Raw genomic sequence first — 13,442 nt, 5'->3', positions numbered from 1 at the left:
TGAAGCAAAGCCCCGAATTATCGGGGCTTTTGTTTTTCAGTCACTGATAAATCTTGGGGTAGTCTTGAGGTTACTTAGCGAGTGTCGCGACTTTCTTTAAAAAGCTATCGCGCAGGTGCTCTTGGTCGTACTCAAGACGATAAGTATTATGAAAGCCAATTTTTAACTCTACGCCATTGCCACGCAGATACACGTTGTAACCGTCATAATCGGAGAAGGCTTCTACGCCTTCATATATTTTGCCGTACTCAGTCGGTGAGCCATTGTTCATCACGCACTCGTATGCTTGTAACACTTTGGTTGGGTCTAATTCGTTTTTCATATCGAACGCCTTATTATTTCCACATTTTAATTATGGTTAACGGCGGTGTTATTTGCCAAATTGATACGAGAAAAGAGAGAGTAAAGTTTACTTAGTTTTATTGATCTATAGCTTCATCGAAGCAAACTTGGTTTCGGCCTAGCTTCTTGGCACGATACAAGGCTTTATCGGCAAGGTGCAGAGTTAAATCAAACTCGGTATCTGGGGAGGAGCAGCTCACCCCTATGCTAACGGTATAGTGGATATCGATTTGATGGTATTGATAGTGGGTATCGTCAAAAGTTTTTCTAACGCGCTCGGCTAGCAGAGCGACATCAGTGCAATCTTCAGCTAAGACGAGGCAAAGGAACTCTTCACCACCAATCCGGTATAGTTGGCTATTTCTCGAGACGGCTTGAAGTGTAGCTGCGGTTTGTTGCAAAACGCCATCTCCCGCAATGTGGCTGTACTGATCATTGATTTTTTTAAAATGATCAATGTCGATGTAAAGCAAATGATACTGGCAACCAGATTTTTTTAAATGCTCTATGGCACGTTCTAGCGCTAATCGGTTTTGTAGCCCAGTGAGTGGGTCGTGAGTCGCTTGATATTCCAGTTGCTCACTTTGTCTCTGACGAGTTAGTTCATGCAGGTGAGAGATGGTCCAAATAGCCGCGTAAACCAAGGTAAAATTGATTAGCGTGAAGTGGGTAGTCATCTTTAACCAGATGATCGGAACGATAGTGATAAACAGCAGGGCGGTAAATAGCGTTGCGTAGCGAAAGTTCAAAAAGATGTAGTAAATGGCAGGCAAGCAGATAAAAGCAAATATAACACCTGAGTTTATCGGCACCGTAATCAAACTGTTTAGCATCATTATGGTTAGATAAATAGCATTACCATAGAAGTACCAACGTTTGAGGTTATCGCGCTTAATTTGCAAGTAGATGTATATACAGAAGGAACTATAGATTAATGCACTGGCTCCAACTGGATAATTGTGAGTAAAGAAAAAGTTTAGTACAACACTAAACATCATGATGATGCTAAAAACGATACTGGTGACTTGCAGAACAAGCGCTCGTTGACGATAAGGGGCGAGAGTGTCGGTATCAGGATTAGACATATCAATTAATTAACATCGTTGTTAAAAAGTTGATGATATATAGATTAGAGCAATAAATCCAAAGATATGGGGAAGTTATAAAAAAGCCCTCACATTGTGAGGGCTTTATCAATCAGTAATTATCTAATTACTTTTGCTCTTGGTCAGCTTGGATTGCTGTTAGAGCGATTGTGTATACGATATCGTCTACTAGTGCGCCACGAGACAGGTCGTTAACTGGCTTGCGCATACCTTGTAGCATTGGACCGATAGATACTAGGTCAGCTGAACGTTGTACCGCTTTGTAAGTCGTGTTACCAGTGTTTAGGTCTGGGAATACGAATACAGTTGCTTTACCCGCTACTGGAGAGTTAGGCGCTTTAGAAGCGGCAACGTTTTCCATGATAGCAGCATCGTACTGTAGAGGACCGTCGATGATTAGATCAGGACGTTTCTCTTGAGCAAGCTTCGTAGCTTCACGTACTTTATCTACGTCTGCACCCTTACCAGATTCACCAGTAGAGTATGAGATCATAGCAACACGTGGGTCGATACCGAATGCAGCTGCAGAGTCAGCAGATTGGATAGCGATTTCAGCAAGTTGCTCAGCTGTAGGATCTGGGTTGATCGCACAGTCACCGTAAACCAGTACTTGATCAGGCAGAAGCATGAAGAATACTGACGATACGATAGATGCGTTTGGTGCAGTCTTGATGATTTGGAACGGAGGAACGATAGTGTTCGCAGTTGTGTGAACAGCACCAGAAACTAGGCCGTCTACTTCGTCGTTCTCAAGCATCATTGTGCCTAGGAATACTGAATCTTGCAGTTTCTCACGAGCAACAACTTCAGTCATACCTTTCGCGCCACGTAGTTCAACTAGGCGAGCTACGTAGTTTTCACGTACTGAATCAGCATCGATGATTTGTACGCCAGCGCCTAGTTCAACACCTTGTTGAGCTGCAACGCGTTTGATCTCTTCAGGGTTACCTAGAAGCACACATTCTGCAATGCCGCGCTCAGCACAGATAGCTGCTGCTTTCACTGTACGTGGTTCGTCACCTTCAGGAAGAACGATACGCTTACCAGCTTTACGAGCGAACTCAGTTAGTTGGTAACGGAATGCAGGAGGGCTTAGACGACGAGATTTTTGAGTACCTTCAGTCATAGACTCGATCCAGTTACCGTCGATGTGACCAGCAACGTGCTCGTTGATGAACTCGATACGCTCTTTATCGTCTGCAGGTACTTCTAGGCTGAAGCTTTGAAGGTTCAGAGAAGTCTGCCAAGTGTTACCTTGTGCTTTAAATAGCGGTAGGCCAGTATCGAATGCTGGCTTACATAGTGATGCGATCTCTTCTGGCATGTCGTAACCGCCAGTTAGAAGTAGCGCACCGATATCCACACCGTTCATTGCGGCAAGTGCTGCTGCAACGATAACGTCTGGACGGTCTGCTGAAGTAACAAGTAGAGAACCCGGTTTGAAGTGCTCAATCATGTTTGGCAGAGAACGTGCACAGAAAGTGATGCTCTTAATACGACGAGTATTGATGTCACCTTCGTTGATGATGTCAGCTTTAAGGTGTGACGCCATGTCTACTGCGCGAGTAGCGATTAGGTCGATGCTCCATGGCACACAACCTAGTACACGAATAGGAGAAGTGTTGAAGATTTCCATCACTTTCATTTCGTTTTGCTTCGCGCTATCTGCATCGTCAAAGATTTCAGATAGGTCAGGGCGAGTACGGCCAGCTTCATCTACAGGAGCGTTAAGTTTGTTGATGATAACGCCAGAGATGTTTTTGTTCTTAGTGCCGCCGAAGTTAGAACATGCTACTTCGATGCGCTCTTTAAGTTGTGCTGGGTTGTCAGTACCCGGAGTTGCAACCATTACGATTTCAGCGCCAAGTGTCGCTGCAATTTCAGCGTTCACTTGGTTTGCGAATGGGTGCTTACGAGTAGGTACAAGACCTTCGATAAGCGTTACGTCCGCATCGCTATTGATTTGGTTGTAACGTTCAACAACAGTTTCTAACAGCTCGTCCATGTTGTCGTTACCGATTAGGCTCTCAGCAACAGACATTTGCATAGGTTCGCCGATCTTCATATCGCTGTTTGCGCCAACGATAGTAGAAGTCAGATCAGGCTGATCGCCACCGTGACGTGGTTGTGCGATTGGCTTGTAGAAAGAAACTTTAACGCCCTTGCGCTCCATTGCGCGAAGAACACCCATGCTTACGCTAGTTAAACCAACACCAGCGCTAGTAGGGATAAGCATAATAGTACGAGACATTCGTATAAGTACCTTTAGCTATTGTGATCAAAGCTTAACTACGTATTCCATGCACGGCAAAGAATAGGAGTTAAGCCCCTTATAATTCTTCTTATGAAGAAAACTGGCTAGCCATTCGGCTAGCCAGTGAAGTCATTAAAGACCTGTTAGGCGTGCAGTGTCTTCAGCGATAACTAGCTCTTCGTTAGTAGAGATAACCATTGCTGGGATACGGCTGTTTGCAGTAGTGATAGTACCTTCACCACCGAAACGTGCTTTAAGGTTTGCTTCGCCGTCAACTTCGATGCCGAAGATAGCTAGACGGTTAAGAACCATCTCACGGATTGGGCCAGAGTTCTCGCCGATGCCGCCAGTGAAAGTAATTGCGTCTAGACGACCTTCCATTGAAGCTGTGTAACCTGCTACGTACTTAGCTAGACGGTGACAGAACACGTCCATTGCGCGAGTTGCTTCTTCTTTCTCACCGTAGTTGTCTTCAACGAAACGACAGTCAGAAGTCACTTCAGTTAGACCAGCAAGACCAGACTCTTTAGTTAGCATGTTGTTGATTTGCTCTACAGAGTAACCTAGAGCGTCGTGTAGGTGGAAAACGATCGCAGGATCGATGTCACCACAACGAGTACCCATTACTAGACCTTCAAGAGGAGTTAGACCCATAGAAGTATCTACAGATTGACCGTTCTTGATTGCACATACAGATGCACCGTTACCTAGGTGACAGTTGATGATGTTTACTTCTTCAACTGGCTTGTCTAGTAGGTTAGCAACTTCACGAGTGATGAACAGGTGAGAAGTACCGTGCATGCCGTAACGACGGATGCCGTGCTCTTTGTATAGGTTGTATGGAAGAGCGTATAGGAAAGACTCTTCAGGCATAGTTTGGTGGAACGCAGTATCAAATACAGCAACATTCTTAAGCTCTGGGAAGTTAACTTTCGCAGCTTCAATACCGATAAGGTGTGCTGGGTTGTGAAGTGGTGCGAAAGTAGCAGCGTCTTGAATACCCTTTAGAACATCGTCAGTGATCAGTGCAGATTGTGTGAACTGCTCACCACCGTGTACAACACGGTGACCGATAGCGCCTAGGTTAGCTTTAAGCTCTGGCTTAGAAGCAAGAATAGTTTCTACCATGAAAGATAGTGCTTCTACGTGAGCTGCACCAGCACCTAGTTGAGCTTCGTGTTTACCATCAAGTTTCCACTTGATACGTGCTTCAGGAAGGTGCAGACATTCTGCAAGACCTGATAGATGCTCGTCGCCGTTTTCCGCATCTACAACAGCAAATTTAAGAGAAGAACTACCACAGTTTAAAACTAAAACTAGCTTAGACATGTATGACTACCTGTTTATTCGTCTGACAAAAAATCAGTTAAGGGTGAAAAATTAATCACAAGAATAGCCGAGTCTTTTATCAACTGCGTACTATTCTTGGTCAAAAAAACTTCTATTTCCGTGTGAAAAAGAGGTTGCTTTACCAATAAAGCAACTTGTGCAATCCTTGCAGATATCTCTCAAAGTTGCCTAAATTGTAAATAACAGCAACAATGAGATTGAGGGTGTGCAAAGGATAGCGATAATAGACAAATATAACAAAAAAAATTTGAAAGAATATTAACTTTCGTCAATTTTTTACGCTATCAGTTGAAACTTTCAACTATTTTTTAGTTTGATGCCCTGTGCTGGAAGTGAGAGAGTGCTATGAATAATAAAGTCGGTATCGTTCACAGCTTACGTGATGGTCAAAAGTACATGGATACTTGGCCAATGAAGAAAGAGCTGGCTCCTATGTTTCCGGAGTTGCGTATTATCAAAGCCACACGCTTTGGTATGAAAGTAATGCCTGCAATTGCAGCGATCAGTGTGCTGACACAAATGACGTTTGGAAACTATCAAGCTATGCCTCAAGCGGTCATCATTGCGATTTTTGCGATTAGTATGCCGGTGCAAGGTATTTGGTGGTTAGGTAATCGTGCAAATACTGAGTTACCTCGTCCTTTAGCGGGCTGGTATCGCGAGTTGCACCAAAAGATCTTAGAGTCAGGATTCGCATTAGAGCCTTTAAAAGCTAAGCCACGTTATAAAGAGTTGGCGATGATTCTCAATCGTGCATTTAAGCAGTTGGATAAAAGTGCGTTTGAACGTTGGTTTTGATGGGGTAGTGACTTAAACGGGTTTGAGTGAGTCCTCAAGCCTTATACCGTTTTGCTATTGAAAATAAACAGTTTAAATAAAAAGCGCTCATATACTATGAGCGCTTTTTTGATCTTTCTGCAAAGTTCAAGTTTAGTTGAACATCGCAATTGCTTCTGCTGGGTCGACATATTCAAGGTCGAAGCTTTCAGCAACTTCTTTACAGGTGACTTTACCGTGAATCACATTTAGGCCTTCAAGGAAGCCGTGATCATCGAGTAGAGCCGCTTTGTAGCCTTTGTTTGCGAGCTTCACAATGTAAGGTAGTGTTGCGTTGTTAAGTGCGAAAGTAGAAGTTCGAGCAACGGCACCAGGCATGTTAGCCACACAGTAGTGTACGACGTCATCAATGATGTAGGTTGGATCGGCGTGAGTCGTGGCGTGAGAAGTTTCAAAACAGCCGCCTTGGTCGATGGCGACGTCAACCACAGCTGCGCCCGGTTTCATCTTAGCGATATGTTCTTTAGTGACCAGTTTAGGTGCGGCCGCACCCGGGATGAGAACAGCACCAATCACTAGATCGGCATCAAGAACATGCTTTTCGATAGCATCTTCTGTTGAATAAACCACTTTTGCACGACCTTGGAACTCTTCGTCCAATTTGCGAAGTGTGTCAATATTTCGATCAAGAATCGTTACATCTGCTCTCATTCCAACAGCCATTCGAGCGGCATTTGCGCCCACAACACCACCGCCGACAACAACGACTTTAGCGGGCTCAACCCCCGGTACGCCTCCTAATAGCAAGCCTCGACCCCCGTGAGACTTCTCTAAAGTTTGCGCGCCAGCTTGGATAGACATACGACCTGCAACTTCAGACATTGGAGCAAGTAGTGGCAAGCGACCCATATTATCTGTTACAGTCTCATAGGCTATACAGACAGCTTTGCTCTTGATTAGCTCATCAGTTTGTGGAAAATCTGGTGCTAGGTGCAAATACGTAAATAATATTTGTCCCTCTTTGAGCATGGCTCTCTCGACAGCTTGAGGTTCTTTGACCTTAACAATCATTTCTGCTTTCGCAAAAACGTCAGCAGCAGTAGGAAGAATGGATGCGCCTACAGCGACGTAATCGTCGTCTGAGAATCCAATGCCCGTGCCGGCTTGGGTTTCAACAAAAACTTGGTGGCCTTGAGACACTAGCTCGCGAACGCTAGCTGGGATCATGCCTACGCGGTACTCGTGGTTTTTAATTTCCTTAGGTACGCCAATGATCATCCTGACTCCTCATTTTATTTTGGTTGTATTGACTATGTGTAGGGTAGTATTGTCGAATTAATATCTAGTATAGAACCAAATGTTTAACATTTGATGCTAAATATTAAAAAGATGTAGTATATTTTTTTGCAAGGAAGTAATAAGGTGGAATAAAAAATGGCAGACAACAATAAGAAGCCGTCCAAGGATCTAGACCGTATTGACAGAAATATTCTGAATGAATTACAGAAAGACGGTCGTATTTCAAACGTAGAACTATCAAAGCGTGTGGGCCTTTCGCCGACGCCGTGTTTGGAGCGTGTTCGTCGTTTAGAACGTCAGGGCTACATTACGGGTTACACAGCATTGCTGAACCCGCAATATCTTGATGCGTCACTACTCGTATTTGTTGAAATTACGTTAAATCGTGGTGCGCCAGACGTGTTCGAACAATTCAACACCGCGGTACAAAAACTTGATGACATTCAAGAGTGCCATCTAGTTTCTGGTGATTTTGACTACCTATTGAAAACTCGCGTATCAGATATGGGTGCATATCGTAAGCTTCTGGGTGACACACTACTGCGTCTACCTGGGGTTAACGACACACGTACATACGTGGTTATGGAAGAAGTCAAACAAACAAATCAATTGGTAATTAAGACTCGATAATGTTTGACCGCAGAGCTGCATAACTTTGCCGATGAAGCCATTTTTGCCTTCTCGCAGACTCTTTTTCGCTAGCTTTGCTCTGTCATAGACAACAAAAGGTATCAGAGGTGGAATCCCTTTCGATATTCTGACGTTAGACAATTGGGTTTTTACCTTTGATATGGTTAAATCTATAGTCCGGGCAGCCTGCGCTGCTCGGACTATTTTTTTAACTCCGATCTGCATTGCTCAACCAGTAGATTAGGACCAGAGAAGACAAGTTGGTTATGTTCAAGAAGAACAACAATAAAGTAGAAACAATTATAAAAACGGGTGAAGAGCCTCAGTCTTCCCGTCTTAATGGCCCGCAGAGGCTAAAAGAGTGCACCTTGATTGTCGCGGTGCTTGCATCCATTTTGCTCTATGTCGCTTTGTTAACTTTTAGCCCTGCTGACCCGTCTTGGTCACAAACTGCTTGGGGCGGTAACATTTCTAATGCTGGTGGCATGGTAGGTGCTTGGTTAGCTGACACATTATTCTTTTCCTTTGGTTCTTTGGCTTACACCATTCCTTTCGTATTAACGGTTACCGCGTGGGTGTTATTTAGAAAACGCGGCGAGGATGAGCCTCTTGATTTTATGCTCTGGGGGGCTCGTCTACTCGGGCTTGCCATTCTTATCCTAACCAGCTGTGCATTGGCGGATATTAACTTTGATGACATTTGGTACTTTTCATCAGGTGGTGTCATTGGTGATGTGCTGACTAGCCTTGCTTTGCCAACACTGAACGTACTGGGTACGACGCTTGTCTTGCTGTTTCTTTGGGGCGCAGGTTTAACCCTATTGACCGGTATTTCATGGCTAACAATTGTCGATTGGTTAGGTGCAACAGCAATTAAAGCAGTGACCGCTTTATTGAACCGCATTCGTGGTGAGAAAGATGAAATTCTTGAGCCAGAACTCACAATACCTCAACCTGAGCCAGTAAAACCGGCAGCGACCCCTGCGTCAGCGGAACCGGTTCAAACTGACGAGAATAAGCGCCATTATAATATTCACATGCCTCAAGCACAGGTAGAGCAAAGTGCAGTAACGCAGCAAGCTGAACCTGTCATTCCTGAGCCAGTTTCTCAACCAACCGAAACGCAAGTGGAATATCATTATGAAGGTGAAGAGCCTGATTCAGACAGAAATCGCCAGCTAGGTGCAACGATAGAGCAGCTTGAAGCCGATGCGGTTGATGCGAATGATTTTGCTGAGCATGCTCAAGACTCAGTAGTAGTTGCGCCACAAGTTGATAGTGTTGAATCGGTTAGCGAACCAGTAGAAGTGACCAGTGACTTACCATGGGTTGAAAGCGAACCGCTCATCGATGAGTCGGTATTAGAAACGATCTCGACTCAAGTTGAAGAACAAAGCGAATATGTTGAACCAGTCATTGGTGATATGAGTGTTGCTGAACCTGAGAGTGTCGAAGAACCTTTAGTTGCTGATGACACAACGACTAATGTAGAGGTTCAAGCTACACAGGAAACGCAACAGCCTGTCGAGAATAACGATCAGGATGTTGAGGCATTCCAAAACATAGTCGCAGAAGCACAGGCGAATGTTGCCGCTTCTCAAAACCCATTCTTAGTCCAGCAAGATGTAAACTTGCCGACTCCAACAGAGCCATTGCCGACTTTAGACCTGCTCTATCACCCAGAAAAACGGGAAAACTTTATTGATCGTGAAGCGCTAGAAGGGATTGCTCGTCTGGTGGAGTCGAAACTTGCTGATTACAAGATCCAAGCGACGGTGGTAGACATCTTCCCTGGTCCTGTTATCACGCGTTTTGAACTCGATCTTGCTCCGGGTGTTAAAGTCAGTCGTATTTCAAGCTTATCAATGGACTTGGCACGCTCTCTCTCCGCGATGGCGGTACGTGTGGTCGAGGTTATCCCGGGTAAACCGTATATTGGCCTTGAATTGCCAAATATGAGCCGTCAGACCGTTTACTTCTCAGATGTTGTCGGCAGCCAGAAGTTTATCGATGCGAAATCACCAACCACCGTTGTGCTTGGTCAAGATATAGCGGGCGAAGCGGTGATTGCTGATATCGCTAAGATGCCTCACGTATTAGTTGCGGGTACAACGGGTTCGGGTAAGTCGGTGGGTGTGAACGTCATGATCTTGAGTATGCTTTATAAAGCATCTCCTGAAGATCTGCGTTTCATCATGATTGACCCGAAAATGTTGGAGCTATCCATCTATGAAGGTATTCCGCATCTGCTCTCTGAAGTCGTTACCGACATGAAAGATGCATCTAATGCGTTACGTTGGTGTGTGGGCGAGATGGAGCGTCGTTACAAACTGATGTCAGCACTTGGTGTACGTAACATTAAAGGCTTTAATGACAAGCTTAAGATGGCGGCAGAAGCCGGTCACCCGATTCATGACCCACTGTGGCAACCGGGTGATAGCATGGACCAAGAGCCACCACTACTGGAAAAACTGCCATACATTGTGGTGGTAGTGGATGAATTCGCTGACTTAATGATGGTTGTTGGCAAGAAAGTTGAAGAATTGATTGCCCGCTTGGCGCAAAAAGCACGTGCAGCGGGTGTGCATTTGATTCTTGCTACTCAGCGTCCATCAGTTGACGTGATTACCGGTCTAATTAAAGCAAACATCCCGACGCGTGTTGCGTTTACGGTTTCAACTAAGACAGACTCGCGCACTATTCTAGACCAAGGCGGCGCTGAATCGCTGCTTGGTATGGGTGATATGCTGTATCTTCCTCCGGGCTCTAGCCATACTGAACGTGTTCATGGCGCATTTGCCTCAGATGATGACGTTCACGCGGTTGTAAACAACTGGAAGGCACGTGGTAAGCCGAATTACATCGAAGAGATTACTAATGGCGATCAAGGGCCGGAGGCTCTGTTACCGGGTGAAAAACCAGAAGGTGATGAAGATATGGACCCACTGTTCGATCAAGTGGTAGAGCATGTGGTGCAATCTCGCCGTGGTTCTGTTTCAGGTGTACAGCGACGCTTCAAGATTGGTTATAACCGAGCGGCGCGCATTGTCGAGCAGTTAGAGGCACAGGGAATTGTGAGCGCTCCGGGTCATAACGGTAACCGAGAAGTGCTTGCGCCGGCTCCCAGTAGAGATATGAACTAACTCCTTGAAAGAGATTGTTGTTCAAAGATTAAACGCAGGTCTGAGACCTGCGTTTTTTTATATTTGTTAACATCAAACTGATCCTAGAGGGTAACTCAGCTGTCTTCGACATCAACTTGATATTGATTATGGCTGTACCGACTTATCTATAGTTGTTCCAGATATCGATTTTTCCCCAAATAGCGGCCACAAAAAAGCTGGCGACTAGGCCAGCTTTATCATAGTAGAAGGGGCAGTTATTTGTGTTTTACAAACTGTGCAATCACAATGCCCGCTAGCGCGACTAGGTTTGCCGCAAAGATAACTACAAGCCATTGTGGCATAGATAGGCCTAAGAACTGCCACACGACTTTAGAGCAGTCTCCATACGCTTCAAACATCCATGGTGCCCATTGGTTGAGGGGCGCCCAATCTGGGAAGGTGACAAAAAGGTCGCAGGTCGCGAATGGTGACGGATTAAATTGGTAATCGACGTGCTGCATTGAAAGCGCTAAGCCTTTGTATGCACTTGCGCCCCAAGCAGCAAGACCAAGCCAACGAGCGATAGGATTGTTTGGCGCGATCAGGCCAATGATTGCAGCGCCACCAATGCCCATCATCGCAACACGTTCGTAGATGCACATAACGCAAGGTGGCAATAACATAATGTGTTGGAAGCCTAACGCGCAAAGTTCGAAGAATACGATAAAACCAAGAAGAAGCGCCCATGAAAGACGACGTTGAGAGAACGCTTTAAGCGTTTGTAGAAAGTTCACAGTTCCTGTTTCCTTGCTTGTCCACATTAAAATAAAAAAGCTCTGATTACTCAGAGCTTTTTATCTTGGATTAGTTTCCTAATCAAGTGAAATTAATGTCCACCTGATACGGCGTGGCTCACATCTCCAACGTGATGTGAAATCCAACCTGCGTCATATAGCCATGCTGTTGAAGGCTCTAGGAAGAACATAATGCCCGCCAAACCAACGAGTGCCAGTACGATTGTGTACGGCAGTGCCATGATTACCATGCGGCCGTAAGACAAGCGAATTAACGGTGCTAGAGCAGATGTCAGTAGGAACAAGAAAGCCGCTTGACCGTTTGGTGTTGCAACAGAAGGTAGGTTAGTACCTGTGTTGATTGCTACTGCAAGTAAGTCAAACTGGTCACGAGTGATTACGCCATCAATAAGCGCTGATTTCACTTCGTTGATGTAAACCGTACCTACGAATACGTTGTCCGATACCATAGATAGTAGGCCGTTCGCGACGTAGAACATCGCAAGCTGTGTGCCTTTGTCTTCAACGGCCAATACAGCGTCGATAACTGGCTTAAACAGTTCTTGGTCGATGATTACCGCAACAACGGCGAAGAATACCGCGAGTAGGGCAGTAAACGGCAATGCTTCCTCAAAGGCTTTACCCATCGAGTGTTCTTCAATCACACCCGTGAACGCAGTCGCAAGGATGATAACTGAAAGACCGATAAGACCTACAGCTGCTAAGTGCAGAGCAAGACCAACGATTAACCATACTGCAATGAAACCTTGAACCCATAGTTTCGCAACGTCTTGGTTAGTACGCGTTTTGCGCTCTTCTTTGTCGAATTCGACTAGGATCTGACGTACGGCATCAGGCAGTTGCGCACCGTAACCAAATACCTTGAATTTCTCAACTAACGCACAAGTCAGTAGACCGCAGAAGAATACAGGTAGCGTTACTGGTGCCATACGCAGTAAGAACTCACCAAATAGCCAACCAGCTTGGTCTGCAATGATGAGGTTCTGAGGTTCACCTACCATTGTTGTTACACCACCCAGTGCCGTACCGACACCTGCGTGCATAAGTAAAGAACGTAAGAATGCGCGGTAGTTTTCTAGGTCATCACGAGTCAGCTCTGAAATGCTGCCATCTTGGGTGTGGTCGTGATCGCCAATTGGGTTACCTGAAGCTACCTTGTGATAAATAGAGTAGAAACCAACGGCAACACTGATTACAACCGCGATAACCGTCAGTGCATCAAGGAATGCAGATAAGAATGCTGCCGCGAAACAGAAAGCAACAGACAGTAGAACTTTAGAACGGATGCCGAGCAATATCTTAGTGAAGATAAATAGCAGTAACTGCTTCATGAAGTAGATACCAGCAACCATGAAGACCAGCAATAGCAGTACTTCGATGTTAGCCACTAATTCATGTTTAACTTGCTCGGGGGATGTCATGCCTATGGCGATGGCTTCAATAGCGAGTAAACCACCAGGTTGTAGAGGATAGCATTTAAGTGCCATCGCTAAAGTAAAGATGAACTCTGCAACGAGTAGCCAACCTGCAACAAATGGGTCGACAAAGAAGAAAACAATAGGGTTGATGACTAGAAAAGCGATGATTAGAACTTTATACCAGTCTGGCGCTTTACCAAGGAAGTTCTTGATAAATGCGTTTCCGAGTGACATCGGCATGATCAAATTACTCTTAAATGTTGTTACGAATAGACACTGCGTGTGCTTGTATCCGTTTATCGGCGATTAATTATTAGATACAACCCGAATCAACAGCGACTTAGAAA

10 protein-coding genes are annotated in these 13,442 nt (G+C 45.1%); 3 read left to right on the top strand and 7 right to left on the bottom strand.

Annotated elements, in window-relative coordinates; translation table 11 throughout:
* Positions 1-70 precede the first annotated feature (70 nt).
* The 4 genes from OH461_RS05615 to OH461_RS05600 all read right to left on the bottom strand — a co-directional run bounded on the left by OH461_RS05615 (position 71) and on the right by OH461_RS05600 (position 5,031).
* The gene (locus OH461_RS05615; RefSeq protein ID WP_270019620.1) at positions 71-322 is read right to left on the bottom strand and encodes a DUF3081 domain-containing protein; all 252 of its coding nucleotides are present in this window, start codon (positions 320-322) and stop codon (positions 71-73) included.
* Positions 323-419: 97 nt separating this feature from the next.
* A complete protein-coding gene (locus OH461_RS05610) occupies positions 420-1,427 on the bottom strand; it encodes a GGDEF domain-containing protein (RefSeq protein WP_270019619.1) in 1,008 nt (335 codons plus the stop codon).
* 127 nt (positions 1,428-1,554) lie between these two features.
* The gene (gene pta, locus OH461_RS05605; protein ID WP_270019618.1) at positions 1,555-3,699 is read right to left on the bottom strand and encodes a phosphate acetyltransferase; all 2,145 of its coding nucleotides are present in this window, start codon (positions 3,697-3,699) and stop codon (positions 1,555-1,557) included.
* Between the two features lie 135 nt (positions 3,700-3,834).
* The gene (locus tag OH461_RS05600; protein WP_260259268.1) at positions 3,835-5,031 is read right to left on the bottom strand and encodes an acetate kinase; all 1,197 of its coding nucleotides are present in this window, start codon (positions 5,029-5,031) and stop codon (positions 3,835-3,837) included.
* 366 nt (positions 5,032-5,397) lie between these two features.
* Here OH461_RS05600 and yfbV point away from each other — a divergent pair, with 366 nt between their 5' ends.
* The gene (gene yfbV, locus OH461_RS05595; protein ID WP_270019617.1) at positions 5,398-5,850 is read left to right on the top strand and encodes a terminus macrodomain insulation protein YfbV; all 453 of its coding nucleotides are present in this window, start codon (positions 5,398-5,400) and stop codon (positions 5,848-5,850) included.
* Between the two features lie 132 nt (positions 5,851-5,982).
* Here yfbV and ald read toward each other — a convergent pair whose 3' ends face one another.
* Positions 5,983-7,107 (bottom strand): alanine dehydrogenase, encoded by a 1,125-nt coding sequence (ald, locus tag OH461_RS05590; RefSeq protein WP_270019616.1) that lies wholly within the window; start codon positions 7,105-7,107, stop codon positions 5,983-5,985.
* A gap of 156 nt (positions 7,108-7,263) precedes the next feature.
* On the opposite strand from ald, the gene lrp reads away from it, so the two are divergent.
* Positions 7,264-7,758 (top strand): leucine-responsive transcriptional regulator Lrp, encoded by a 495-nt coding sequence (gene lrp / locus OH461_RS05585; RefSeq protein WP_260259261.1) that lies wholly within the window; start codon positions 7,264-7,266, stop codon positions 7,756-7,758.
* A 266-nt stretch (positions 7,759-8,024) separates the two neighbouring features.
* Positions 8,025-10,901, top strand: coding sequence for a DNA translocase FtsK (locus OH461_RS05580; protein WP_270019615.1), 2,877 nt, complete (start codon positions 8,025-8,027; stop codon positions 10,899-10,901).
* Between the two features lie 236 nt (positions 10,902-11,137).
* On the opposite strand, the gene dsbB is transcribed toward OH461_RS05580, so the two are convergent.
* Both dsbB and nhaB read right to left on the bottom strand, forming a co-directional pair.
* Positions 11,138-11,656, bottom strand: a complete 519-nt coding sequence (gene dsbB / locus OH461_RS05575; protein ID WP_270019614.1) for a disulfide bond formation protein DsbB — start codon at positions 11,654-11,656, stop codon at positions 11,138-11,140.
* 92 nt (positions 11,657-11,748) lie between these two features.
* Positions 11,749-13,335, bottom strand: coding sequence for a Na(+)/H(+) antiporter NhaB (gene nhaB / locus OH461_RS05570; protein WP_270019613.1), 1,587 nt, complete (start codon positions 13,333-13,335; stop codon positions 11,749-11,751).
* Between the last annotated feature and the right edge of the window lie 107 nt (positions 13,336-13,442).

Origin of the sequence: Vibrio sp. LaRot3 (genome assembly GCF_027587025.1) — a bacterium.
Classification (GTDB): domain Bacteria; phylum Pseudomonadota; class Gammaproteobacteria; order Enterobacterales; family Vibrionaceae; genus Vibrio.
The sequence above is the reverse complement of the archived record's forward strand: the minus strand, read 5'-3'. Positions and strand labels throughout refer to the sequence as shown.